19 protein-coding genes are annotated in these 23,685 nt (G+C 53.0%); 14 read left to right on the top strand and 5 right to left on the bottom strand.

What is annotated here, in order from left to right:
• Positions 1-701 precede the first annotated feature (701 nt).
• The 5 genes from AAZR23_RS19570 to AAZR23_RS19550 form a co-directional block, all read right to left on the bottom strand.
• A complete protein-coding gene (locus tag AAZR23_RS19570) occupies positions 702-3,488 on the bottom strand; it encodes a M16 family metallopeptidase (RefSeq protein ID WP_434694419.1) in 2,787 nt (928 codons plus the stop codon).
• Positions 3,478-5,178 carry an ABC transporter ATP-binding protein/permease gene (locus tag AAZR23_RS19565; RefSeq protein WP_434694417.1) on the bottom strand — a complete coding sequence of 567 codons (1,701 nt, stop codon included), beginning with the start codon at positions 5,176-5,178 and terminating at the stop codon, positions 3,478-3,480. Before AAZR23_RS19565 ends, AAZR23_RS19570 begins: the two co-directional genes overlap by 11 nt.
• Positions 5,179-5,220: 42 nt before the next feature.
• The gene (locus tag AAZR23_RS19560; protein ID WP_434694415.1) at positions 5,221-8,007 is read right to left on the bottom strand and encodes a secretin and TonB N-terminal domain-containing protein; all 2,787 of its coding nucleotides are present in this window, start codon (positions 8,005-8,007) and stop codon (positions 5,221-5,223) included.
• Between the two features lie 65 nt (positions 8,008-8,072).
• Complete coding sequence (locus AAZR23_RS19555; RefSeq protein WP_218427345.1) at positions 8,073-9,035, bottom strand: FecR family protein; 963 nt, start codon at positions 9,033-9,035, stop codon at positions 8,073-8,075.
• Positions 9,032-9,574 (bottom strand): RNA polymerase sigma factor, encoded by a 543-nt coding sequence (locus AAZR23_RS19550; protein ID WP_046894033.1) that lies wholly within the window; start codon positions 9,572-9,574, stop codon positions 9,032-9,034. The genes AAZR23_RS19555 and AAZR23_RS19550 overlap by 4 nt, the downstream gene beginning before the upstream one ends.
• 192 nt (positions 9,575-9,766) lie before the next feature.
• On the opposite strand from AAZR23_RS19550, the gene AAZR23_RS19545 reads away from it, so the two are divergent.
• The 14 genes from AAZR23_RS19545 (at position 9,767) to AAZR23_RS19480 (ending at position 23,678) form a co-directional block, all read left to right on the top strand.
• Positions 9,767-10,543: an energy transducer TonB gene (locus AAZR23_RS19545; RefSeq protein WP_166708902.1), complete on the top strand. Its 777-nt coding sequence runs from the start codon at positions 9,767-9,769 to the stop codon at positions 10,541-10,543.
• Between the two features lie 670 nt (positions 10,544-11,213).
• Positions 11,214-12,809: an ABC transporter substrate-binding protein gene (locus AAZR23_RS19540; RefSeq protein WP_434694412.1), complete on the top strand. Its 1,596-nt coding sequence runs from the start codon at positions 11,214-11,216 to the stop codon at positions 12,807-12,809.
• On the top strand, positions 12,809-13,777 hold the full coding sequence (locus AAZR23_RS19535) for an ABC transporter permease (protein ID WP_112549986.1): 969 nt from the start codon (positions 12,809-12,811) through the stop codon (positions 13,775-13,777). Before AAZR23_RS19540 ends, AAZR23_RS19535 begins: the two co-directional genes overlap by 1 nt.
• A complete protein-coding gene (locus AAZR23_RS19530) occupies positions 13,774-14,580 on the top strand; it encodes an ABC transporter permease (protein ID WP_107680484.1) in 807 nt (268 codons plus the stop codon). Before AAZR23_RS19535 ends, AAZR23_RS19530 begins: the two co-directional genes overlap by 4 nt.
• A complete protein-coding gene (locus AAZR23_RS19525; RefSeq protein WP_046894038.1) occupies positions 14,580-15,368 on the top strand; it encodes an ATP-binding cassette domain-containing protein in 789 nt (262 codons plus the stop codon). Before AAZR23_RS19530 ends, AAZR23_RS19525 begins: the two co-directional genes overlap by 1 nt.
• A gap of 400 nt (positions 15,369-15,768) precedes the next feature.
• The gene (locus tag AAZR23_RS19520) at positions 15,769-16,071 is read left to right on the top strand and encodes an urease subunit gamma (protein ID WP_025153862.1); all 303 of its coding nucleotides are present in this window, start codon (positions 15,769-15,771) and stop codon (positions 16,069-16,071) included.
• Between the two features lie 29 nt (positions 16,072-16,100).
• Positions 16,101-16,523, top strand: coding sequence for an urease subunit beta (locus tag AAZR23_RS19515; protein ID WP_080948011.1), 423 nt, complete (start codon positions 16,101-16,103; stop codon positions 16,521-16,523).
• Between the two features lie 67 nt (positions 16,524-16,590).
• Entirely contained in the window at positions 16,591-18,309 is a 1,719-nt protein-coding gene (locus AAZR23_RS19510; protein WP_046894041.1) for an urease subunit alpha, read from the top strand.
• A gap of 85 nt (positions 18,310-18,394) precedes the next feature.
• Positions 18,395-19,072 carry an urease accessory protein UreE gene (ureE, locus tag AAZR23_RS19505; protein WP_052926008.1) on the top strand — a complete coding sequence of 226 codons (678 nt, stop codon included), beginning with the start codon at positions 18,395-18,397 and terminating at the stop codon, positions 19,070-19,072.
• Positions 19,073-19,096: 24 nt separating this feature from the next.
• Positions 19,097-19,783, top strand: coding sequence for an urease accessory protein UreF (locus AAZR23_RS19500; RefSeq protein ID WP_004237086.1), 687 nt, complete (start codon positions 19,097-19,099; stop codon positions 19,781-19,783).
• 32 nt (positions 19,784-19,815) lie between these two features.
• Positions 19,816-20,451: an urease accessory protein UreG gene (gene ureG, locus AAZR23_RS19495; protein ID WP_046894043.1), complete on the top strand. Its 636-nt coding sequence runs from the start codon at positions 19,816-19,818 to the stop codon at positions 20,449-20,451.
• Complete coding sequence (locus tag AAZR23_RS19490; protein WP_046894044.1) at positions 20,448-21,413, top strand: urease accessory protein UreD; 966 nt, start codon at positions 20,448-20,450, stop codon at positions 21,411-21,413. The genes ureG and AAZR23_RS19490 overlap by 4 nt, the downstream gene beginning before the upstream one ends.
• Before the next feature lie 93 nt (positions 21,414-21,506).
• Entirely contained in the window at positions 21,507-22,499 is a 993-nt protein-coding gene (gene yut / locus AAZR23_RS19485; protein ID WP_166706938.1) for an urea transporter, read from the top strand.
• 12 nt (positions 22,500-22,511) lie between these two features.
• Complete coding sequence (locus tag AAZR23_RS19480; protein WP_052926006.1) at positions 22,512-23,678, top strand: NAD-binding protein; 1,167 nt, start codon at positions 22,512-22,514, stop codon at positions 23,676-23,678.
• Positions 23,679-23,685 lie beyond the last annotated feature (7 nt).

Genomic DNA, 23,685 nt, shown 5'->3' with positions numbered 1-23,685 from the left:
GCATAGGCTATGAATATAATTAACGTCAATAATACTACCATAAAGGATAAGCTGATTATTCTTGCGGCGGATATTATAAAATTAAAAATAATTATGGGTAATTCTGGTATTTTTATCATATTAAAAGAACACATAAGTAAGTTAATAAGAAAGTAAAATAAGGTGCCTGATTAACCGCTACCTGCAACAGAGAGAAACGGGGGGATTTCTCCCCCCTCAGCATCATTTATCACTACAGGACAATGTTGCGTCAACCAGCATATCTCCGCCTTTCAATGAAAAATCGGATACCCGATGATTATTGAGTAACGAATTTACAACATCAGAAATTGTAAGAGCGATTATTAATACCACTGCAACTATAGCTAATGTTGTTATTGATCTTTCGGTCATTTCTCTTGACTCCTTTAATTTAAGGAGGCAAAATCCCTATTGTCTGGTAGGGATTCGGCCCCGGTTTATGTTGAAAAACGTAATCGGGGCTTTCTTCTATCAGGAACAGGGAATATATAGCCTGATCCGGACAGAATCAGGCACCCGCAGAAAATATAACAACTGTGTTTCTCTTTATCTCTCCCCCGTTCGGGGGATAATGCGGAGATATATCACAAAATATTAGTCTCACTATCCATTAATACAATAATTGTTATTTTTGTCAGTTAACGGAAATAATAAAGCCGCTATTAAGCGGCTTTATATTATTATGGCGGAGTGAGCATAAATAATTTTTCATTCTCACCGCTGTAGCGGGATAATGCACGGTTAATATCTTCTGCGGTAATCTGATTGATTAACGCCTCTTCCGTTACTATGCGGGTAAATTCATTATCATCCCCGGCAATCTGAGCCAGTGATTCTGTCCAGAATGCAGCACTCTGATAAACTTGCTGTTTTTCCAGTAACCAGTTGGCTTTGGCTTCTTTCAGCGCATTTTCACTGATACCTTCTGCTTTCAGTTTTTTCAGCACAGTCCGGCTTAATGCGGTCATCTCTGCTGCGCGCTGAGGATCGGTGGTGAAATTCAGCCGGGCGCTGTAGTACGGTGCCGGCAGTTTTGCCAGCATAGAGGAGAAACTCAGGGCATAAATACCGCCGGCTTGTTCACGCAGTGCGGTGCGCAGCTGTTTACTGATGATGCTGTCAGCCAGTTGCAGGGTCAGGCTCTCTTTATGTGACCACTGTGCCGGTGCGGCATACTGAATACTTCCCATGGTCTTGTCAGAACTGGCGATCGGGTAAGTCCGGCTGAAAGACGTCATTTTCGGCGCAATGGCCGGGTCCCGCCATTGCAGGTGCTGCCCGGAAGCGGGCAGGGTGGCAATCCATTTCTCAACAGCCTGTTTTATCGGTTTTTTATCTGCCGCACCACTGATCACTAACGTCATGTCCTGTACCGGGCTGAGCAGAAGCCGGTGGTTGCTCTGTAACTGTGCGGCCGTAAACTGACGCCAGCCACCGTTTTCACTGATCACCAGACGATCGCCGTTAGTATGGCTTTCGCGGTTGATGGCATCCAGGAAACGGCGCTCCACCGGGGTACTGCTCAGGCTTTCCAGCATCAGTTGCTGATTGCGGAGAAGTTTCTCACCGCTGAACTGCGGCTGTGTGATCTTCAGATGCAGCAGTTTCAGCAGCGTATCCAGCTCTTCCGGCGGTGCCTCACCACGGAAGCCGTGATTCAGCAGTTCACTGTACGGCCGCAGTGTGAGGCTGTGCTGCTTACTGAATAATGTCAGCTCACGGGCACTCAGTTCGCCATAACCGCTGCTTTCCGGCAGTTTCAGTGCCCAGTCGGTCAGACCTTCCTGTCCGGCGGGTTCCAGTGAACGGCCGCCCGGGATGCGCAGGTTGATCTGAATATTGTCTTTCAGATTTTTATCCTGATGCACAATCACCCGCAGACCATTGGATAACTGCCACGATTCTGTGGACGGCAGCGGCAGTGATTGTTCCTGCACGATGGTACCGGCCGCCGCCGGGGTGACATTCAGCGCCACCTGCCGCACTGTCAGGGAGAACGGTCCCGGGGCTGATTGGCGGATTTGCTGCCAGCGGTCAGTAAACGCTTTTTCCGTAAAACGTGTTTGTTCGCTGTCCGGCCCGAGCAGCGCCAGACGCGGTGATGCCTGATTCAGGAATCCGGACACATGCGTTTTCAGCGTATCCGGCGTAACCGGTTTGAGCAATTCCCAGGCAGTAGTAAGCTGCTGACGTTTGTCCTGAACCGGCATCCGGTATTCCAGCGCAGTGGTGATGGTATCCGCGAGATAATCATGGCCGTAGCGGGATTCTCCGGCGGCCTGCTGACTGAGTTTTGCCAGCAGACTCTGCCGTGCATCATCCAGCTCTGCCTGTGTGACCGGCTGTACCGCCAGGCGCTGAATCTCTGTCCACAACAGGGTGATGCTGCCGAGATAATCCCCGCCCTGAGGATGCACTATCATCAGTTGCTGAAGACGGCGGCTGTCCAGCATAGCCCCCTGCGGGTTGATACTGGCAGCAGGCAGCTGTCCGTTATCCACCAGCGCAGTCAGGCGCTGATTGAGAATTGTTACCCAGAGATTATCCAGCAGGTCGTCATACTGTCCGTCACGGGTGTTGAGCGGGGCACGGATATCTCTCTGCAGCGCGAACTGCATAATGCGCTGTCCCTGCTCCTTATCAAAGACCGGCTTTACCAGCAGACCCGGCTGAGGGGCAAAACGCTGACGGGCCGGATCATCTTGTGCGGCATCTTTTTTGGCAGGCTGATTAAAATACGCTTCCGCCAGATTGCTGACATCGTGGCGGTTAAACTGCCCGATAACCACCAGGCTCATACGCTGCGGCTGATACCAGGTCTGATAGTAGTCTTTTGCCGTGCTGACCGGCGCGTGGCGGATCACATCCAATAACCCGATCGGGTCACGTTCCGCATAGAGACTGCCTGCATAGCGCAGCTGCTCAAGAGCATTATTGATACGGAAGCCGATACCCTGGCGCAGCCGCCACTCCTCAATAATGACAGAGCGTTCTTTATCAAAGGCATCCGGGTCAAACGTCATGCCCTGTGCCCAGTCGGCGAGAACCTGTAAACCGGTCTGGATTTGTTCCGGCGTGGCCTGCGGCAGTGACAGTTTATAGACTGTTGAATTGAGGCTGGTGGCGGCATTGACATGACTGCCGAGGTTCAGCCCCTGTTTTTCCAGCTGTTTAAAACTCTGTGTATCCGGAAAATGGGTGGTGCCTTTAAAGGCCATATGCTCGGTAAAATGTGCGAGGCCGCGCTGTTCCTCTGTTTCCTGCAATGAGCCGCTTTCCACCAGCAGCCGCAGTTCCGCGCCGGGCTGCGGGCGTGACAGCAGATACACATTCATGCCGTTTGCCAGGCGGATGTGCTGTAAATCACTGCGCTGCGGCAGCGGACGATTATCTGTGCCCGTGGTGCCGGCTGCGGTACAGCCGGTGAGGATCAGCACCGCACCGGCAAAGGTCAGTTTATAATGCATATCGTACTCCTGGTGTGCAGGTGGCGGCAGGGGCGGACAGGGCGATCACACGGTCCGCCTCCTGCTGAAGAAAACGCTGGTGACTGACCAGCAGAAGTGTGCTGCCGGGCAGACGGCTGCGGAGCAGGCGGATCATGCGGACAGCATTGTCATCATCCAGTGCCGAGGTAATTTCATCGAGCAGCATCAGTTTCGGCTGACTGAGCAGCAGACGGGCTATCAGCAGGCGCTGCTGTTCGCCGCCGGACAGACGCTGACGCCAGTCGGCATCGGTATCCAGCTGTGGTGCGAGTACGGCAAGCCCGGTGGCACCGAGGACATCACGGTAATCGTCCGTCGTGAACTGTGATGCGGCATGCGGATACGCCAGCAGGGATTTCAGTGTCCCTGACGGCAGGTAGAGTGATTGCGGAACCCACATGACATCCTGTTCTCGGCTGATATTGCCGCGGTAGTAAGGCCAGTGGCCGCTGAGCGCGCGCAGCAGGGTGGATTTACCCAGCCCGGAGCGGCCGCTGATAATGGCAAATTCCCCGGCACGCAGGGAAAGAGAAACATTTTCCAGCAGCGGGCGGTTATCCGGCAGCAAAATATCGGCGGAAACGTCCAGGCGTACTGCCGACTGACGGGTTTCAGTGACATCAGACACCGCATCATTTTCCAGAAGACGGACAAAATGGTACAGACGGGTTACCGTTGCCTGCCAGGCGGCAATTTCTTTATAGGCAAAAATAAACCAGCCGAGAGAGGTGGCGACACTGGTAAATGCCTGACGCAGCTGCATTAATCCGCCCAGCATCAGTTCACCGGCGAGGAATTTCGGCAGTGCAAACAGAATGGGCGCAAGTGCGGTAACCTGCTGATAACCCACGGTATAAAATGCCAGATTCCGCTCACAGCGGATCAGCTGATTCCAGTTGGCTGCCACGCGGGCAAAACGGGTCAGCAACTGCTGTTTATCCTGCAACTCTCCCCGCTGTCCGGCGATGGCGTCACCATGCTGTCTGCGGGTGATCAGCGCCGCACGGTAATCCGCCTCACGCTGCTGTTTTTCCATATTCAGTTTACGCAGCGGCCCGCCGATAAGCTGTGTCAGCGCGATACCAACCAGGGTGTAAGCGATACAGGCCCAGAACATATAGCCGTTGATCCGCCAGTCCGTCCCGGCAACAGAGAGCAGAATACTGCCGGAGAGCTGCCAGAGAATGGCGGCAAAAGAAATCAGGGTCAGCAGTGAGTGCAGGAACGTGATCAGCAGGCTGAGGGTGGATTCCACCAGCAGGCGGACATCCTCGGCAATCCGCTGATCCGGGTTATCCGGCTCCTGCGCGGTCAGGCGCAGCAGGTAATGACGGCTCTGCGGCGACAGCCAGCGGCTGAGGATCTGTTCTGTCATCCCCTCCCGCCAGCGGATAGCCAGTTTCTGCCGGAACCAGGTGCCGAGTACCACCACCAGAATCAGTCCGCTGACCAGCACGACAAAGAATTTGATCAGCTGATACAGCGCCGCACCGTCCAGCTTTTGCAATGCATTATAAAAATCCCCGTTCCACTGGTTCATGCGGATATTGAACCAGACGGAAGAGAGTGTCAGCCCGAGAGACAACAACAGTAAGAACCAGCAAAACAGGGCGGCACGCCGCCCCCAGAACGGCTTCACCAGCCAGATAAATTGTTTTATTGTTTTCATTGATTATTCATAACGTTAAGAGACATTGCTCACATGCTCAGATTAAAAATCGTAATTCAGCTGTAACCAGAACTGACGGCCCGGATCATAGGCAATCACCTTGTTACCGGCATAGATAAAGGTATCCGCGACATTTTTGTTATTCAGAACGTTATTCACTTCCAGTGAAACGGATGCGCCGTAAGCAAACTCCGGTTTCCAGTTCACGCGGGTATCCCAGGTGAATTTGGATGCGAAATGCTCTTTCTGATAAACACGTAATTCACCATACTGCGGATCACGGACCACTTCGTTGTCATGACGGACGGCCTGATTACGGGCTCCCCACCATTGCAGGCGGTTGTACCAGGAGATGTTGTAGTTATCCCAGTCACTGGTCAGCTCGACATTCAGTTTCAGCGGTGAGTTAAAGTTGCTGGCAGGCAGGTCACTGACATCGATCACTTTGCCGCCGTACATCACTTTGTCGGAGTTAATGGCAGTACCCGGTTCAAAGAAGGCATAGCCCTGGTCAGACGGGAAGTTGGTTTTGGTATCCTGCCAGACGATTGAGGAGGTAAAGACATGGCTTGCCTGTCCCCATTCCCACGGCTGACTGTTACTGACGGCCAGGGTGACGGAGTCATGTTTACTGCGCCCGGCATTATCAAAGGTACGGATTTTGCCTTTATCGGAGTATTTATCCGACCCGGTCAGGTTGTTGTATTTGGTGCGGCTGCGCACTTCATCGTAACCTTCACGGTGAACATAGGTCAGACGCCAGGTGGTGCTGAGGATTTCCTGTTGCAGACCGAGAGAAATCTCATCGTTATACGGGGTTTTCAGTGAATCCAGACCTTCATAATCATTGGTTTTATCCCAGGTCGGTTCCATTCCCATAAAGCCGCACATATAACATTTTTCCAGCCCGGCATTTTGCGCGCCGTACAGGGCGTAAGTCAGCATAGAGCGGCCGTAATAGCGGTTGGCACCGGCAATCAGTAATGTCTCTTTATTACCGAACAGGTCATAAGTGGCGGCCAGACGCGGGGCGATATTGGTTTGCCGGACAAAGTCATCACGGTCAACACGGACACCCGGACGCAGCGTCAGCCGGCCGATTTCAATATTGTCATCGGCAAACAGGGAGTAGTTGTTATAACTGACCGAGGCGGTTCCCGGCAGGAAGCGGTGCACATTGACAACCGGGTCCTCAATCCCCCATTCCGCGTAGCTGACATAGTCTTCGCTGGTGTGGTAATGCGACTTATCGCGGATATAACGGCCTTTGGTATGGGTGGTTTCCATCCCGAGGGTCGGGCGGTGTGTCATCCCGAAGCCCTCTGACGGCAGGAAACGGGCAACGGCTTTGGTGGTGATATTGTCCTGCTCTGTCTGCAGATCACCCAGCCCGCCCATTTTGGTGTTAATGACCGTTTTGCCGTCCGGTAACTTATCCTTCATTTCATAGAAATTCTGCTCATCATTCACGCGGTTATCTTTCAGTTTCTGATAACCCAGGGTGAATTCCAGATCAGCCAGGCTGGTCTGGTGTTTCAGAACACCGGTCACACCTAAGCCTTTATGGTTATTGTCATAACCGGAGTTGGCAATATTGGAGGCGAATAAACGTGCTTTGTAATCGGAGTAATTCAGGGATATATCGGCGGTGGTCACCGGCGAAAGATCCATCGCATACTTCACAAACAGGTTGTCCGAGGTACGTTTCTGGTTACGTTTGCGCTTATCAAACTCATACCCGACGAGCTCTTCACCCTCCATCACCGCCATCAGTACCGATGTATTCGCCGGAATCGTGGAGGTGCGGCGGGAGGCCGATACTGTCAGGCCGCTGTTTTCGGTTACACCGACTTCAAACCAGCCGCCGAAATCGTGTTTGTTATATTCATTCTGGAAACGGGCCGGATGACTGATATCATTTTTTGATGAATCAATCGGCTGCGAAGAATCCTCAAACAGATGATTCCAGGAAGAGCGGGTGGTGCGGTAATACATATGGCCGCTGTTTTCGCCGTTCCAGCGGCGGCTGGTGACATCCACACTGCCGCCGGTAAAGCCGCCGAATTCCACCGGAATGTTGTTATCGTAAACGGTCACGCTGTCGATCAGGCGGCTGTCGATGTACATTCCCTGATCGCCGCTGTCCAGTCGCGTGGAGGTTTCGCCCAGCGTATCTTTTGCCGGGTCGAAATCGTTATTAAAACTGATGCCGTCGAGTTTATAGGCGTTCTGGAAACTGGAGGCGCCGTGAATGGAGATCCGTGACGGTTTGATTTCGCCCTGGTTGAGGGACGAACTGTCATTACCGGCAAACTGTACGGCAGGGTTGGTGCGCAGCAGTTCTGTGACGTTACCGTCACCGGTATTGCGCTGGCGGATCTCCTCCGCGGTAATATACTGCGGGGCAGACATGACATCGGTGGCCGGATGGTAAGCCAGTTCGCCCTGAACCCGAGTTTCCGGGATTAAAATCGTTTCCGCTTCGGTGGTCAGCGGGCGGATAACATAACTGCTGCCCTGCTGCACCAGTGTCAGACCGGAGCCTGCCAGCAGTGTCTGAATGGCGGTCTGCGCTGAATAATTGCCGTGAAGCGCCGGGGCACGCAGTGCGCCGAGTTGTCCGGCATCATACAGTAACTGGATTTGTCCCTGTTGCGCGATAGTATTCAGTGAACGGCTCAGTGCCTGTTCCGGCAGATCAAGAGTGAGATCTGCCGCTCCTGCCGGAGCCGCTGTCAGTCCGAGCGCCAGCACAATGGCAGAACTGACCGCCCTGATGCTGAATGGTGATGGTGTTATTGTCATTTTTATCATTTCCGGAAGTGTCATAGTTATCCCCTGTATCAGAAGACGCGGAAATGAGAACTATCCTCACCTGATAATCATTCTTTTTTTCATTTATTTTTATTTTTCTTCACAATCAGCAGACTGCCGTCATGCAGTTCGGTGACTTCAACCGGTAACAGCAGCGGCAGAGCCGTGAAAAAAGCATCTGTTTCAGAAAGGGTGACCCGGCCGGAGACAGTCAGATCCGTCGCATTGGCGGCAAGTGACACCGGGCGGTTGCTGTAAGGTGCGAGGCGGGCAACAACATCGTGCAGCGGGGTATTGGTGAGGGTGATTTGTCCGTTACGCCATTCTCCGGCCTGTTCCGGCGGAATATGACTGAGCAGCAGGGCGTGCCCCGGTGCGGGACTGACGGCGTTATCCCCGGCACGGAGATAAACCGGTTTTTTATCTGCGGCATCCCGCAGGGCGACAATCCCGTTCGCCACAGAGACAGCCACTTCTGTCCCCCGGCGGCTGACATCAAATTCTGTCCCGACAACCGTTATCTCCCTGCCGTCCGCCTGAATCACAAACGGCCGCCACGGATTGGATTTCACCTGAAAAAAAGCGTTGCCGCGCACCAGCGTAATACGGCGTTGTGTCTGCTCATAGGCAATATCCGCTTCACTGTCACGGTTGAGAAAAATACGGCTGCCGTCCGGCAGGATCATAGATTTACTCTCTGAGGCAGTGGCGAGCGTCAGGTTATCCATCAGCAGAGCAGGTAACTGGCTGTAGGGTAAAAACAGCATTACCAGGATAAACAGCCCGGCGAGGGTATGGCGCAGCGGGCGCAATACCGAAAACGGCCGGTCAGGTGCCGGGGCTGTGACGTCAGGACGCGGCAGGGCCGACATATCACCCCACAGCTGCGCCATCTCATCAAATGCCCGGCGGTTTTCCGGAGATTCCGCCAGCCATGACTGCAAGTCACGCTGCTGCTGCGCCGTCATACTCTGGCTGTGCCAGCGTGTAAACCACAGTGCGGCGGCTTCTTCCCGTTCATCCTGTTCACGCCGGTCAGTCATTCCCCGTCCTTCTGTTCTTCGGTATTCATGGCGCGTTTGCATTGCAGCAGGGCACGGGCGATATGTTTTTCCACCATACTGACAGTGATATCCATCCGTTCGGCAATGTCACTTTGTGAGAGTCCGTCAAACCGGTAAAGCACAAAAGCTTCCCGCTGACGGGGCGGCAGTTCATTCAGCACCTGATACAGCCTGTCCAGCCGCTGGCGGTGTTCGAGCTGAACCTGAGGATCGGCTTCCTCCTGTGCCACTTCCGCGGTCAGCGAGTCATCCCACTCACTGACGCGGTCACGACCCTTCCGCTGGTTGTAGCGCCAGTGGTCGGTCAGCACATTATTGGCGATCTTAAACAGGAACGCGCGGGTTTCCTGAACAGAAGTATCGTTGCCGCCTTTCAGCCAGCGGGCAAACACATCCTGCGACAGATCCCGTGCATCCTGACTGTTGCCCAGCCGCTTGTGGAAGAAGCGGACAAGCTGATGGTAGGTTGAGTGATAAGCCCCGGCGATAAGCCTGCTTACCGATTTTTCAGTTGTCATTTTTCTGGTGTGTATCGAAGTCGTCGTAATTGAAGGAGTCATTACGCATTGCTTAGAAAAAGCTAAAAAATCTCATTGTTGTTATTTGAATTATTATTTAATAATAAAAAGCAATATCATTTGCGTTATCATTATGCCTGTAATTTTACAAATTGAAATACGTGAATAACGATTAAAAAAGAGAGTTGAGTGATGTTGAATGTGGCTGCGGCCTGTTATCAGAACAGGCGATATTCAGTCGGCGGTACGGTTGCCAGTGTGGGCGCACACGTACTGTTGCTGGCATTGTTCCTGGGCTGGCTGACGTTTTCTGCGGAAGAACCGAAAGGCATGCTGCCGCCGGCATTTGTGCTGATGCCGGGCGTTTATCAGCTGGAAAGTGCACCACCGGAAAAAGCGGAAGGGGTCAGGCAGGTGATGTCACAACCGGCACCACAGCCGCTGGCGGAACCGGAGCGGGAATCTGCGGTTGATAAACTGGCGGTATCTGATCAGGGCACCTGGACAAAAAAAGCGGAGAAACCAAAGAAAAAAGCAGAGAAAAAGCCGCTAACGGAGATTAAAATGCCGGAAACGGACAACCCGTCACCGGTACTTGCCGAGAGCACATCCGCACCGCGTCAGGGCGACAGCTCTGCCAGCCGTGCTGATTTCACCAGTCATGCACCACAGCCGGTCAGCGGCAGTACCGGCTGGGAAAGCACAGTACATTCGCATCTGGCGAAATATAAACGCTATCCGCGTGCACTGCTGCGCTATAAATCCACCGGTGTTTCTCATGTGAGAGTAACGCTGAATATGCAGGGAAATGTTGTCTCTGCCGAACTGGTTAATTCATCGGGCACAAAACTGCTGGATAAAGAAGCGCTTGCCACAGTACAACGGGCATCACCTTTCCCGCTGCCGCCACAGGAGCGCAGCAAAAATGGCCATATTGAGATAGTCACCCCCATCGGTTTTTACCTGTAACCAGCAGACAATTCCCGAAATACCATTTTTATTACCAGGAATTGTCTGTATTTTCCCCTTTTTTGTTTCCTTGTTTATTTTTTCCCTGCTTAACATTTCGGTTTTTCTATAGGTTCTCATAATTTATTTAAATGAGTTTCAGTCACTCATATCGCAACAAGCACAGTAAAGCCGGTTCCGGCACGGATAAAATTCTGTTATTACCCGTCGTAATAAAAGTACCAAAATGAAAATAATTAATTTAATTAATAAGTATTGCTGGTGGATATCCGGCGGTGATTATCGAAAATAGTGTGTTACACTGCTAAAAAATAGCGGGCGATGGTAGTGTTTACTGTGGCAGATAGCTGGTGAATGGACAATATAATGCCTTGGCAAATAATCATTTTTAGTCTGTTTAAGGGTATATTGTTACAAAATATTTCATCCGTGAATTATCAGGAAAATATGTAATAATGTTATTATTCAGCAGCAGGATTGAATAAAAGAATTTAATATATAAGAAATCCGATTTTTATCACTATTCATTAGTATGCATCATTTTCGGACGTGACTTTAGTGATATAAACTCTGTTTTCTTTGATAGATTAATTTTTTATAGGTGATTTTGCGTAATACCAGATTAACTCAAAATTAAACATCGTGAATTTTAGTTAGGTAAGGATAAGTGATGACTAAAAAGTCTGTTTTTGCAAGAACACTCGTCTCTTTGCTATTAGGTACAGCTATTAGTGCTTCAGCGCTGGCTGCGGCAGAAAATACCGGTCATACATTACGGCTGGCTATCGGCGCAGAACCGACAGAGGGATTTGACCCGATGCTCGGCTGGAGCCACGGCAGTTACTTATTACTGCACAGCCCGCTGCTCAAACAAAAGGCCGATCTTTCCTGGCACAGCTATATGCTGGACAGTTACGACCACAATGCCGACGGCAAAGAGTGGACGCTGAAACTGAAAAAAGATCTGAAATTCTCGGACGGCTCCCCGCTGACCGCCAAAGACGTTGCTTTTACCTATAACAATGCCGCCGCCGGCGGCGGTAAAATCGACATGGGGAATTTTGCCAAAGCGGAGGTCATTGACCCGCTGACCGTGAAAATGACCCTGTCCGAACCGCAAAGTACCTTTATTAACGTACTCGGCTCTCTCGGGATTGTGTCCGCCGATAAATATGATGCCAGAGAGTATGCCCAAAAACCGGTGGGTGCCGGGCCATACCGCCTGGTGGCTTTCCAGCCGGGCCAGCAGCTGATTGTTGAGGCGAACCCGTATTACGCCGGGCCGAAAAACGACTTTAATAAGCTGGTGTTTGTCTTCCTGGATGAAGATGCCGCTTTTGCAGCCGCGCAGAGCCGTCAGCTTGAAGTTGTCCGCATTCCGCCGGTGATCGCTGCGACTGCCGGTGATGTCAAAGGGATGAAACTGGTAGAGCGTGCCAGCGTGGAAAACCGCGGTATTGTCTTCCCGATTCCGAAAGCCGGTGAAAAAGATGCACAGGGTAATCCGATCGGTAACGATATCACCTCCGATGTGGCTGTCCGTAAAGCCATCAACTATGCCATTGACCGTAAATTACTGTCTGAGCAGGTGATGGAAGGGTATGCCGTACCGGCCTTTACCGGTGTTCACGGGCTGCCGTGGAACAATCCGGAAGCCGCTTTTAAAGATGGTGATGCGGAAAAAGCCAAACAGATCCTGGAAGAGGCAGGCTGGAAACTGAATAAAGACGGACTGCGCGAGAAAGACGGCAAAGTCGCCAAACTGACGCTGTGGTACACCAGCGGGGATACCACCCGCCGTGACCTGGCACAGGCTATCCGCGCATTCCTGAAACCAATCGGTATTGAACTGGATTTACAGTCCGGCAGCTGGGAAACCGTCGAACGCCATATGCACGCAAACCCGACCCTGTTCGGCTGGGGCAGTCTTGACCCGATGGAGTTAGTCCATCATTACAGCAGCAAAGCGGCAGGTGTGGAGTTCTACAACCCGGGCTATTACAAAAATCCGCAGGTGGATGCCATTCTTGAGAAAGCGGTGAGTGCGCCGGATCAGGAAGCTGCAATTCCAATCTGGCAGCAGGTGGACTGGAACTGTAAAACCGGCACAGGGATTAAAGGGGATGCTGCCTGGGCGTGGCTGCTGAATGTGCAGCATACCTATGTGGTCAGTGATTGTGTGGACCTGGGCAAAGGCGCGCCGGAGATCCACGGATCATGGTCACTGCTCAACAGTGTGGATGACTGGGCCTGGACCTGTAAATAATGCGCAGTGCCCTGTTCCTTTTCGTGCGGTTTTTTTGTCTGCTGACGGTCACGGCGGCGGGAGTGTTTATCCTCCTGAGTTATTCGCCGGTTGACCCGATCAGAGCCTATATCGGAAATGATCTGCTGCATGTGCCGCCGGAGCAGTATCCGGCGATCGCCGCCCGCTGGGGACTGGATCAGCCGCTGTGGCAGCGGTTCTGGATCTGGTTCTCGCAGATGCTGCGCGGTGACCTCGGCTACTCCATGCTGTATAACGCGCCGGTTTCAGAAGTGATTTCGGCGCGGCTCGGGCCTTCACTGGCACTTCTTATCAGTGCCTGGTTTTTCTCGGGAATTACCGGGCTGCTGCTGGGGCTGGTGGCAGGGCGGTATCTGAACCGCTGGCCGGACAAAATAATTTCGGCGCTGTCGTATCTGCTGGCCTCGATACCGACATTTTGGATAGGGCTGCTGCTGCTGTCACTGTTTGCGGTCACCCTGAACTGGGCACCGATCTGCTGTGCCTGGCCGATGGGTGAGGATGCGGATACCGCCACGTTCGGTGAGAAAATTCATCACCTGATCCTGCCGGTGCTGGCACTGGGATTACTCGGCGTCGGTAACATTGCCCTGCATACGCGGGCAAAAGTGGCGGAAGTGATGGGAACAGAGTTTATCCGTTATGCCAGAGCGCAGGGGGATAAAGGCTGGCCGATGATTAATTTTCATGTGCTGCGTCACGCTATTACCCCGGCACTCTGTTTACAGTTTGCCTCGGTGGGGGAACTGCTGAGCGGTTCACTGCTGGCGGAGAAAGTGTTTGCCTATCCCGGTCTGGGACAGGCGACGATAGACGCGGGACTGCGGGGGGATATCCCGCTGCTGATGGGTATTGTGATGTTTTGCGCGATCCTGATTTTTATCGGTAACAGCACGGCGGATATTTTACTGCGCCGCGTGAATCAGGGAGTGATCCGCGAGTCATGACGTATAACCCGAACCGCGCCCTGTTAAAATTGACGGGCACATTACTGATGCTGATCCTGCTGGGCGTATATGCCATCTGGATCACACACACAGATATTGATATGGATTTCCTGGCGCGGCGGCAGGCACCTTCTGTCGCGCACTGGTTCGGTACTGACAGCCTTGGGCGTGATCTGTGGGATCGCACCTTTCAGGGCATGGCAACCAGTCTGCAAATCGGACTGATTTCTGCCCTGACCAGCGGGCTGGTGGCACTGACCATGGCCGGGTTATCCACCATTAACAAAGGGACAGATTATCTGGTGCGCGGGGTGATTGATACACTGCTGGCGCTGCCGCACCTGCTGCTGCTGATTTTAATCTGTTTCACCCTGGGCGGCGGAAAATCCGGCGTGATCTGGGCGATAGCCCTGACACACTGGCCGAAACTGACGCTGATCCTGCGCTCGGAAATTCTGCGGGTACGGGAAACGGATTATGTGATGCTGGCACAGCGCATAGGAAATTCACGGTTGTATTGCTGGCGTCATCATTATCTGCCAATGTTATTACCGCAGTGGATTGTCGGCACACTGCTGATGTTCCCGCATTCGGTACTGCACAGTGCGGCGCTCAGTTTTCTGGGCTTCGGGCTTGCGCCGCATGAGGCATCTCTGGGGATACTGCTGTCAGATGCGCTGCGTTACCTCAGTACCGGCGCCTGGTGGCTGGCATTTTTCCCGGGACTGGTGCTGGTCGGACTGGTGTTACTGTTTGATCAGTTTGCGAAAGCGTTACAACAGCTCTGGCTGAGGATCGCATAATGCTGAAATTTGACCGGCTTGCCATTGATGTCGCGCAGTTCGGCTGGCTGCGGAAAAAACGCTGGCAGCCGCTGCTGACGGATATTTCCCTGGCGGTTCAGCCCGGTGAACTGGTGGCGCTGGTCGGCAGCAGCGGAGAAGGCAAAAGCCTGCTGCTGCAAAGTGCGCTGGGTCTGCTGCCGGACAACATGCGCTGCCGCGGTGCTATCTCGCTTGCGGGGGAAACGCTGACGGAAGAGAGTAAACAGCTGCATCGCGGCAATACCCTGTGTTATGTGCCGCAGGGGGTCAGTGCGCTCAATCCGCTGGTGCGGGTGGGGCCGCAGCTGGAACGCGCAGCCACGCTCAGCGGAATGCATGTGAAGATGCATGATGTGGCACGTCAGCTGCAACGTTATAACCTCCGGCCGGAACTGACGGCCGCCTTTCCGAACCGGCTCTCCGGCGGGATGGCAAAACGGGTGCTGACCTGCGGGGCGACCCTGACCGGGGCGCAGTATATCCTGGCGGATGAAATTACATCCTGGCTGGATGATGAACATGCCGCACAATTACTCGCGCACCTGAAAGTATTATGTGCGGACGGGCGTGGTGTGTTGTGGGTCACGCATGACCTGGCGATGGCGGCCCGTTTTGCTGACCGGATAGCGGTGCTGCGTCACGGGGTTTTACAGGAAACACTGACATCACAGGCATTGCTGAACGGAGAAGGCAGTCCGTGGCTGCAGTCACTGTGGGATGCACTGCCGGAGCATCGTTTTTTATCCGGGCAGAATAAACTCAGATGATAATCCGCTTTATTTCGTCCTTATCTGAGTATTTATTATTTATTTACTGAAAATCAGTATGGTGATTGATTTTATATTTAAACACAGTAGCAGATATTAATTCATCTATATGCGGTAACGGAAACACAGCATAGTCATCAAAGGATCTGAACATCGTTTTCTTATTCAGGAGAACAGCGGTGAATGATTTATTTTTTTATGGCTGATTAGCCACTTACATTTTTTCACGCTTTGTATTTCCGGGTGTGCGTCTGCGCATGTCCGGTGGCCGGTGGCGTATTGTGCATGCTGTTCAGCAGATACGTTACTGAAATAAAAACTGAAATCACGGTGATCCGGAAACCATCATAATCCGGGTTGCTGTCTGATGACTCTGTTTTCATCCAATTGTGGAGGCGTTATGCAATTAACCCCGAGAGAAGTTGAAAAGCTGATGATATACACCCTGGCGGATGTCGCGCAGCGACGCCGTGACAGAGGGGTAAAACTGAACTACCCGGAAGCGGTCGCGATTATCACGGTGACAGCACTGGAAGGCGCCCGTGACGGCAAAACAGTGGAAGATGTGATGAAAGAAGCCGCTACTGTGCTGACCAAAGCCGACGTGATGGAAGGGGTGGATGATTTAATCCCGAATGTGCAGGTTGAGGCTATTTTCACAGACGGCAGCCGTCTGGTGACGGTTCATAACCCAATCAAATAAACGTACAGCAAAAAGGTGAGGTTCTGATTATGAGTAATACAAAACAACCCACGCCGTTAGGCGGAGTCATTTTTGCGGATACCCCGATTGAATTTAATACCGGTAAGCCGGAAACCAAAATTAAAGTCCGTAATACCGGGGATCGCCCGATTCAGATCGGTTCGCATTTTCACTTCTTTGAAGTGAACCATGCCCTGGAATTTGACCGCGAAGCGGCTTACGGCAAACGCCTGAATATTTCATCCACCACCGCAATCCGTTTTGAGCCGGGTGATGAAACGGAAGTTTCTCTTATTCCTTACGGCGGCAAACAGACAGTGTACGGGTTTAATAACCTGGTGGACGGCTGGGCCGGTAATAATGTCGCCATCAGCGAACGTCCGGCAAAAGCGATTGCCCTGAATGAGGCGATTGCCCGCGGTTTCAGTCATAAAGCAGAAGCGAAGAAGTAATTCTCCGTCCTGATACGATTTTCCGGCAGAGATGCTCAGGCATCCTGAACGAAATAAGGAACACGTTATGCCACAGATTTCCAGACAAGAATATTGCGGCCTGTTCGGGCCGACCACCGGAGATAAAATCCGTCTCGGTGATACTGATCTTTATATCGAAATTGAAAAAGACTTACGCGGTTACGGCGAAGAATCTGTTTACGGCGGCGGGAAATCCCTCCGTGACGGGATGGGTGCGAACAACACGCTGACCAGCGATAACGGTGTGCTCGACCTGGTTATCACCAACGTTACGATTCTGGACGCCAAATTAGGTGTCATCAAAGCGGACGTGGGTGTGAAGGACGGTAAAATCGTCGGTATCGGTAAGAGCGGTAACCCGAACCTGCAGGACGGAATCACCCCGGGAATGGTTGCCGGTGTATCGACCGATGCTATCTCCGGTGAACATCTGATCCTGACAGCGGCGGGTATTGATACCCACATCCACCTGATTTCACCACAGCAGGCTTATGCGGCGCTGTCTAACGGTGTCACCACCTTCTTCGGCGGTGGTATCGGGCCGACAGACGGCACCAACGGTACAACGGTTACTGCCGGTCCGTGGAATATCCGCGCGATGCTGCGTTCACTGGAAGGTTTACCGGTTAACGTCGGTATGCTCGGTAAAGGTAACTCTTTTGCCCGCGATCCGCTGGTTGAACAGATCATTGCCGGTGTTGCCGGTCTGAAAGTCCACGAAGACTGGGGTGCAACCTCCAACGCCATCCGTCATGCCCTGCGTGTGGCAGATGATTATGATATTCAGGTTGCGGTACACACCGACAGCCTGAACGAAGGCGGCTATGTGGAAGATACCATCGAAGCCTTTGAAGGCCGCACGATCCACACATACCACACCGAAGGTGCGGGCGGTGGCCATGCGCCGGATATCATCAAAGTGGTCAGCCAGCCGAACGTGCTGCCGAGCTCCACTAACCCGACCCTGCCGTACGGTATCAACAGCCAGGCAGAACTGTTCGACATGATCATGGTATGTCACAACCTGAACCCGAATGTCCCGGCTGACGTTTCCTTCGCGGAAAGCCGTGTGCGTCCGGAAACCATTGCGGCGGAAAACGTGCTGCATGATATGGGTGCTATCTCCATGTTCTCCAGTGACTCCCAGGCGATGGGACGTGTCGGTGAGAACTGGCTGCGTGTGATCCAGACTGCCAACGCCATGAAAGCAGCACGCGGCAAACTGCCGGAAGATGCGGCGGGTAACGATAACTTCCGTGTTCTGCGTTATGTGGCAAAAATCACCATCAACCCGGCGATTGCCCAGGGTATCAGCCATGTGCTCGGATCAATCGAAGTCGGCAAAATGGCGGACCTGGTCCTGTGGGATCCGCGTTTCTTCGGTGCGAAACCAAAACTGGTTATCAAAGGCGGCATGATCAACTGGGCAGCGATGGGTGATCCTAACGCTTCCCTGCCGACACCGCAGCCGGTCTTCTATCGTCCGATGTTTGGTGCGATGGGTAAAACCCTCCAGGATACCTGTGTGACCTTCGTTTCTCAGGCTGCACTGGAAGATGGTGTGAAAGAGAAAGCCGGTCTGGAGCGCCAGGTTGTTGCGGTTCAGGGCATGCGCACCACCACCAAACGTGACCTGGTCCGTAACGGCGAAACGCCGGATATTGAAGTGGACCCGGAAACCTTCGCGGTGAAAGTCAACGGAGAACACGCAACCTGCCAGCCAATCTCGGTGGCGGCGATGAACCAGCGTTATTTCTTTGGTTAACAGAATTCGGGGCTGAACGTCCCGGATTAACAGACTTCCCCGGCGGGCGCAGTCAGCCTGCCGGGCATAACAAAAAGGTAATTCCATGATCCTCATTGAGCACATTCTCGGCAACGTCAGAAAAGAGCAGGCGTGGGCTGATAAAGCGAACGATATGACGGTGGATATGCTGATCCTCGATCAGCGGGAAGCCCAGAAAAGCCGCTGCCGCAAACATACCCAAAACGGGCTGGATATCGGGATCGCGCTGGATCGCAACGTGCTGTTGTCTGACGGAGATGTGATCCATACCGATGATGCCACCAATACGATGGTTGTCGTCCAGATCGATCTGCGTGATGTCATGGTTGTTGATCTTAAACGTCTTCAGGGCAGCACGCCGGAAGAGCAGATCCGCATCAGTTTTGAACTGGGCCATGCGCTCGGTAACCAGCACTGGAAAGCAGTGATCAAAGAAAACAAGGTGTATGTCCCGCTGACCGTCAGTGAAAAAGTGATGGAATCCGTGATGCGCACCCACGGTTTCGGCAATGATACGTTTGCTTTTGTCAAAGGCGAAACCATTCTGCCGATCCTGACCAACTCAGAATCCCGTCTGCTGTTCGGCGGCGCGGAAGAAACCGATACGCATGTGCATGTGGCACATAACCACGGGCACTCACATTCACACGGCCACGATCACGGGCACAGCCATGATCATGACCACAGTCACGACCACGGCCATGATCACCACCATGATCACGACCATGACCACAAACACTGACAGACCGGAACGGGAGAACGTGTGATGAAAGCGGCTGATCTTATCCGGATCATGCAGTTTGGTGATTCGGCACTTCCCGTCGGCGCCTTTACTTTCTCAAACGGTGTGGAATCGGCGATTCAGACGGGCGTGGTACATGATGCAGAAACCCTGAAAGGGTTTGTCCGCACTGCGCTGAAACAGGCGGCCAGTGGTGACGGTATTGCCGTTGTCGCGGCACACCGAGCTGTGCTGGCGGGTGACAATGATGCCATCCTGCGGGTCGATCGGGCGGTGAATAACCGCAAACTGAATGAAGAAGCCCGTCTGATGGCAACACGGATGGGGAAAAAGCTGGCGGAGATTTCCGTCCATATTTTTGACGATCCGCTCGTGGCCTGGTGGCTGGCGCAGATTAAAAGCGGGGATACCCCCGGCACACAGCCTGTGACTCAGGCCATTGTGATGGCGGTACAGGGTATCGGCGAGCGCGAAGTGGTGGTCATGCATCAGTACGGGATCGCGATGACGATCCTCAGCGCCGCCATGCGCCTGATGCGGATTACGCACTTTGAAACACAGCACATTTTATTTGAGCTGAACAACGACATTGAAACCTTCTGCGATATTGCAGCCTGCGGCGACATTGAACAGATGTCTTCCTATGTGCCGGTGATCGACGTCCTTGCGGCAGTTCATACCAAATCTTTTGTCCGCCTGTTTATGAACTGACAGGCGGCTGACTTATTTCCGGGAGTATATTGATGAAAAAAATGACACGGATCGGCATCGGCGGCCCTGTTGGCTCAGGTAAAACGGCGATTATTGAGGTGATCACTCCGATTCTGATTGAACGCGGGATCAAACCGTTAATCATCACTAATGACATCGTGACCACCGAAGATGCGAAACAGGTCAAACGTACCCTGAAAGGTATCCTCGACGAAGAGAAAATCCTCGGCGTTGAAACCGGTGCCTGCCCGCACACCGCGGTACGCGAAGATCCGAGTATGAACATTGCCGCTGTGGAAGATATGGAAGAGCGCTTCCCGGACAGTGACGTCATCATGATCGAAAGCGGCGGCGACAACCTGACACTGACCTTCAGTCCGGCACTCGCTGACTTCTACATCTATGTTATTGATGTGGCGGAAGGGGAAAAAATCCCGCGTAAAAACGGACCGGGCCTGGTGCAGGCGGATATCCTGGTGATCAACAAAATCGACCTGGCGCCGTATGTCGGCGCGAGCCTGGAAGTCATGGAAAGTGACACCAAAGTGGTGCGCGGCAACCGTCCGTATGTCATGACCAACTGCAAAACCGGCGAAGGTGTGATTGAGCTGGTGGATATGATCATGGATAAATTCCTGTTCACCCATCAGGCGGGAGCGAAAGCATGACACAACTGAGGGCTGAGATTGCGGGGACGCCGACACGTCTCCGGGCTCATCTCTTAGGGGAAAAGGCGCCGGAAATGGCGCCTTACCAGGATGAGCCAAAACAGATGCAAAGTGGTGCCATCGGGAAAAGCGGCTATCTGAAACTGCGGTTTGCCAAACGGGAATACCGCAGTGAAATGGTGGAAATGGAGCGCCGGGTACCCTCTCTGGTGCAGCGTGCGCTGTACTGGGATGAACTGATGCCGCAAATGCCGTGTGTCACCATGATTTCAACTTCCGGCTGCCTGTTACAGGGCGACCGCCAGGCGCTGGATCTGATTGTGGAAGAAGGGGCATGTGCCCATGTCACCACACAGTCCGCCACCAAAATCCACATGATGGAGGCGAACTACGCCACGCAGTACCAGAACGTGGTGGTGGAAGCGGGCGGTTATCTGGAGTTTATGCCGGACCCGATTATTCCGCACCGTAATGCCCGGTTTTTAACGGATACACAGATAACGATTGATCCGACGGCCACGATGATCTATTCCGAAATCCTGATGTCAGGGCGGAAATATCACCACCCGGACGAACAATTCGGATTTGATATTTTCTCATCAAAGATCAGGGCGGAAGACAGTGAGGGGAAAGAGTTATTTGTTGAAAAATATATTCTGGAACCGAAAAAAGAAGCCTTGAATGTTGTCGGCGTGATGGGCGGGTTTGATGTCTTCGGTAATGTGATTTTACTGACACCGAAAGAGCATCATGCCCGTATTCTGGAACGCCTGGAAGCCCGTTATGACACGGATGAAGAGGTTGCATTCGGGGCAACGCAGTTGCCGAACGAATGTGGTCTGGTCTTCAAAGTGCTGGGAATCGACAGCCCGAAAACCAAAGAAGCTGTCCGTTATTTCTGGCAAATCGCCCGGGAAGAGATCCTCGGCATCACATTGCAGAAACCGTTCCTGTGGCGCTGATGCGCCGCAGGATGATACCGGTAGTTACTCAGGGGACTGATTATTATCAGCATAATCAGTCCCTTTGTCTGGTTCACCTTCAGGGGAAAGACAATGACAACTTCAACAGTCAGTCAGAACGGCTGGAATAAACTGGCCGGATCCAATCCTGTCATACATTTTATTGATATCACGCTGCGCGGCTGCGCACAGGTGATGTTTCAGAACAACCCGCTGACCGGGCTGTTCTTCTTCGCGGCTATTTTTATTGGTGCGTACAGTGAAGGCATTCCGGCAGTCGGCTGGGGCTGTCTGCTCGGTACGGTCGTATCCACGCTGACCGCGTACGTCAGCAAAATGGATGTCACCTCACTGCGTGCCGGGCTGTACGGCTATAACGGCTGTCTGGTCGGTGTTGCACTGCCGACTTTCCTGGAAAATTCAGCGTTTATGTGGGCGGCTATTGTGCTCGGCAGTATCGTGGCGGTGATCGCCACCATCTCACTGACCGATTTTCTGAAAAACTGGAAAGTGGCAGCACTGACCGCGCCTTTCGTGCTGGTGACCTGGACTATCCTGCTGGCCAGTTACAGTTTCTTCGGCATCAAGGGCGTCAGCCTGCCGGGACCGGCACTGCCGGATCAGTATGTGGCGCCGATCGCCGGTATCCCGTATTCCGATCTGATCCCGGATATATTCCGCGGTGTATCCGAAGTCTTCCTGCTGAGCAGCATCACTGTCGGAATACTGTTTGTGATCGGTCTGGCGGTCAGCTCTGTATGGGCGGCGATCTTTGCGGTGCTCGGTTCACTGCTGGCTTTTGGTGTGGCGTCATTCCTGAAAGCCGATTTCGGCAGTGTCCATACCGGGCTTTATTCATTCAGCGCCGTGTTAACCGCGATTGCGCTGGGCTCCACATTTAACAAACCGAGCTTCAAAGTACTGGTGTATACCGTTGTGGGTGTGATTTTCACGGTGTTTGTCCAGGGCGCACTGGATGTGGTGGTATCGCCGTTCGGCATTCCGACACTGACCATGCCGTTCGTTCTGGCCTCCTGGCTGTTCCTGGTGCCGAATCAGGACATCATGCCGGAACACCGTCAGTAAAAGGGGAGAGATATGCAGAGTAATCTACTGAAGACAGGATTACATAAGTTACTGAGTTTGCGGGTGATCCTGTCGGTGCTGCTGTTTATTGACGGGGTGATGATTCTGTCGCCGGTTCTGTTTTCCTATACCGGAGACATTGCCTGGCAGGACGGCGGCTTCACCGCGTGGTTACAGTCGCTCGGGTTTATAAAATTACTGGATATTCCCCGCTTTATGCTGGGGCTGCTGCTGGCGCTGCTGGCCCTGCTGATGATGACAGGTGCACGTATTGCCTGGCTGTTCTCCCTGTTTATCCTGCTCACGATGGTACTGATGGATCTGGGGCTGGCACATGAATACACACTTCAGGGGCTGTTCTCACTGGCGCTGCTGATTGCCTGCGGCTGTCTGTGGCGGCAGTTCCCGCATCACAGCCTGACCAGTGCCGGCGTGGTGGCGGTCAGCAGTATTATCCTGCTGGTGGTGTATTCCGTTTTCGGCACCCTGTATCTCGGCAATGAGTTCCAGCCGCATGTTACTGACATCTCAGCAGCGTTCTATTTTGCCCTGGTCTGTATGACCACCGTCGGCTTCGGGGATATCATCCCGATCAGCGTGGAAGCGCGGATGTTTACCCTGACGGTGGTGGTGTTTGGTATCACTATTTTCACCACATCTATTGTGTACATTGTGGGTGTCGTTCTGCGCGGCACACGCGAGATTGTCAAAAAGAGGTTGCTGCACATGAAAGAGCATTATGTTGTTATCGGCGCGAATCCGCTGGCGGTCAATATCTATAAGGGCCTGAAAAAACGCGGTTTGCAGGTGGTCGTGATCTGTTCTGATGACGAAAAAGCGCATTTCCCTGATGGTACGGTGGCCGTTGCCGGTGACAGCGCGGATGCGGTGACCCTGAATGAAGCGAATGTGAAAGACGCCCGCTGTGTGATGGCCATCAGTGATAATGATGCGGATAACACCTTTGCCCTGCTGGCGGTAAAACAGCTGGCCGGAGAGGGTGTGAAAACCGTGACGGTGGTGAATCAGGAAGAGAACCGCGACAAAATGCGCCTGCTGCATGCGGATATGACTTTCTCCCTGTCACAACTCGGCAGTGAAGTGCTGATGAAAATGCTGTGCGGCGAGAACATCAATAACAGCGTCATGGCTGACATCTTATTAGCCAAAGCGCCATAAGCAGGGC

The organism is Morganella sp. Je.2.23, assembly GCF_051129855.1.
GTDB classification, from domain to species: domain Bacteria; phylum Pseudomonadota; class Gammaproteobacteria; order Enterobacterales; family Enterobacteriaceae; genus Morganella; species Morganella sibonii.
The sequence above is the reverse complement of the archived record's forward strand: the minus strand, read 5'-3'. Positions and strand labels throughout refer to the sequence as shown.

Coding starts and splice junctions, on each gene's coding strand:
- AAZR23_RS19520 (WP_025153862.1), top strand. CDS start 15,769: ATGCAATTAACCCCGAGAGAAGTTGAAAAGCTGATGATATACACCCTG.
- AAZR23_RS19515 (WP_080948011.1), top strand. CDS start 16,101: ATGAGTAATACAAAACAACCCACGCCGTTAGGCGGAGTCATTTTTGCG.
- AAZR23_RS19550 (WP_046894033.1), bottom strand. CDS start 9,574: ATGACAACTGAAAAATCGGTAAGCAGGCTTATCGCCGGGGCTTATCAC.
- AAZR23_RS19480 (WP_052926006.1), top strand. CDS start 22,512: ATGCAGAGTAATCTACTGAAGACAGGATTACATAAGTTACTGAGTTTG.
- AAZR23_RS19525 (WP_046894038.1), top strand. CDS start 14,580: ATGCTGAAATTTGACCGGCTTGCCATTGATGTCGCGCAGTTCGGCTGG.
- AAZR23_RS19500 (WP_004237086.1), top strand. CDS start 19,097: ATGAAAGCGGCTGATCTTATCCGGATCATGCAGTTTGGTGATTCGGCA.
- AAZR23_RS19530 (WP_107680484.1), top strand. CDS start 13,774: ATGACGTATAACCCGAACCGCGCCCTGTTAAAATTGACGGGCACATTA.
- AAZR23_RS19565 (WP_434694417.1), bottom strand. CDS start 5,178: ATGAAAACAATAAAACAATTTATCTGGCTGGTGAAGCCGTTCTGGGGG.
- AAZR23_RS19570 (WP_434694419.1), bottom strand. CDS start 3,488: ATGCATTATAAACTGACCTTTGCCGGTGCGGTGCTGATCCTCACCGGC.
- yut (WP_166706938.1), top strand. CDS start 21,507: ATGACAACTTCAACAGTCAGTCAGAACGGCTGGAATAAACTGGCCGGA.
- ureE (WP_052926008.1), top strand. CDS start 18,395: ATGATCCTCATTGAGCACATTCTCGGCAACGTCAGAAAAGAGCAGGCG.
- AAZR23_RS19555 (WP_218427345.1), bottom strand. CDS start 9,035: ATGACTGACCGGCGTGAACAGGATGAACGGGAAGAAGCCGCCGCACTG.
- AAZR23_RS19490 (WP_046894044.1), top strand. CDS start 20,448: ATGACACAACTGAGGGCTGAGATTGCGGGGACGCCGACACGTCTCCGG.
- AAZR23_RS19560 (WP_434694415.1), bottom strand. CDS start 8,007: ATGACACTTCCGGAAATGATAAAAATGACAATAACACCATCACCATTC.
- AAZR23_RS19510 (WP_046894041.1), top strand. CDS start 16,591: ATGCCACAGATTTCCAGACAAGAATATTGCGGCCTGTTCGGGCCGACC.
- AAZR23_RS19535 (WP_112549986.1), top strand. CDS start 12,809: ATGCGCAGTGCCCTGTTCCTTTTCGTGCGGTTTTTTTGTCTGCTGACG.
- AAZR23_RS19545 (WP_166708902.1), top strand. CDS start 9,767: ATGTTGAATGTGGCTGCGGCCTGTTATCAGAACAGGCGATATTCAGTC.
- ureG (WP_046894043.1), top strand. CDS start 19,816: ATGAAAAAAATGACACGGATCGGCATCGGCGGCCCTGTTGGCTCAGGT.
- AAZR23_RS19540 (WP_434694412.1), top strand. CDS start 11,214: ATGACTAAAAAGTCTGTTTTTGCAAGAACACTCGTCTCTTTGCTATTA.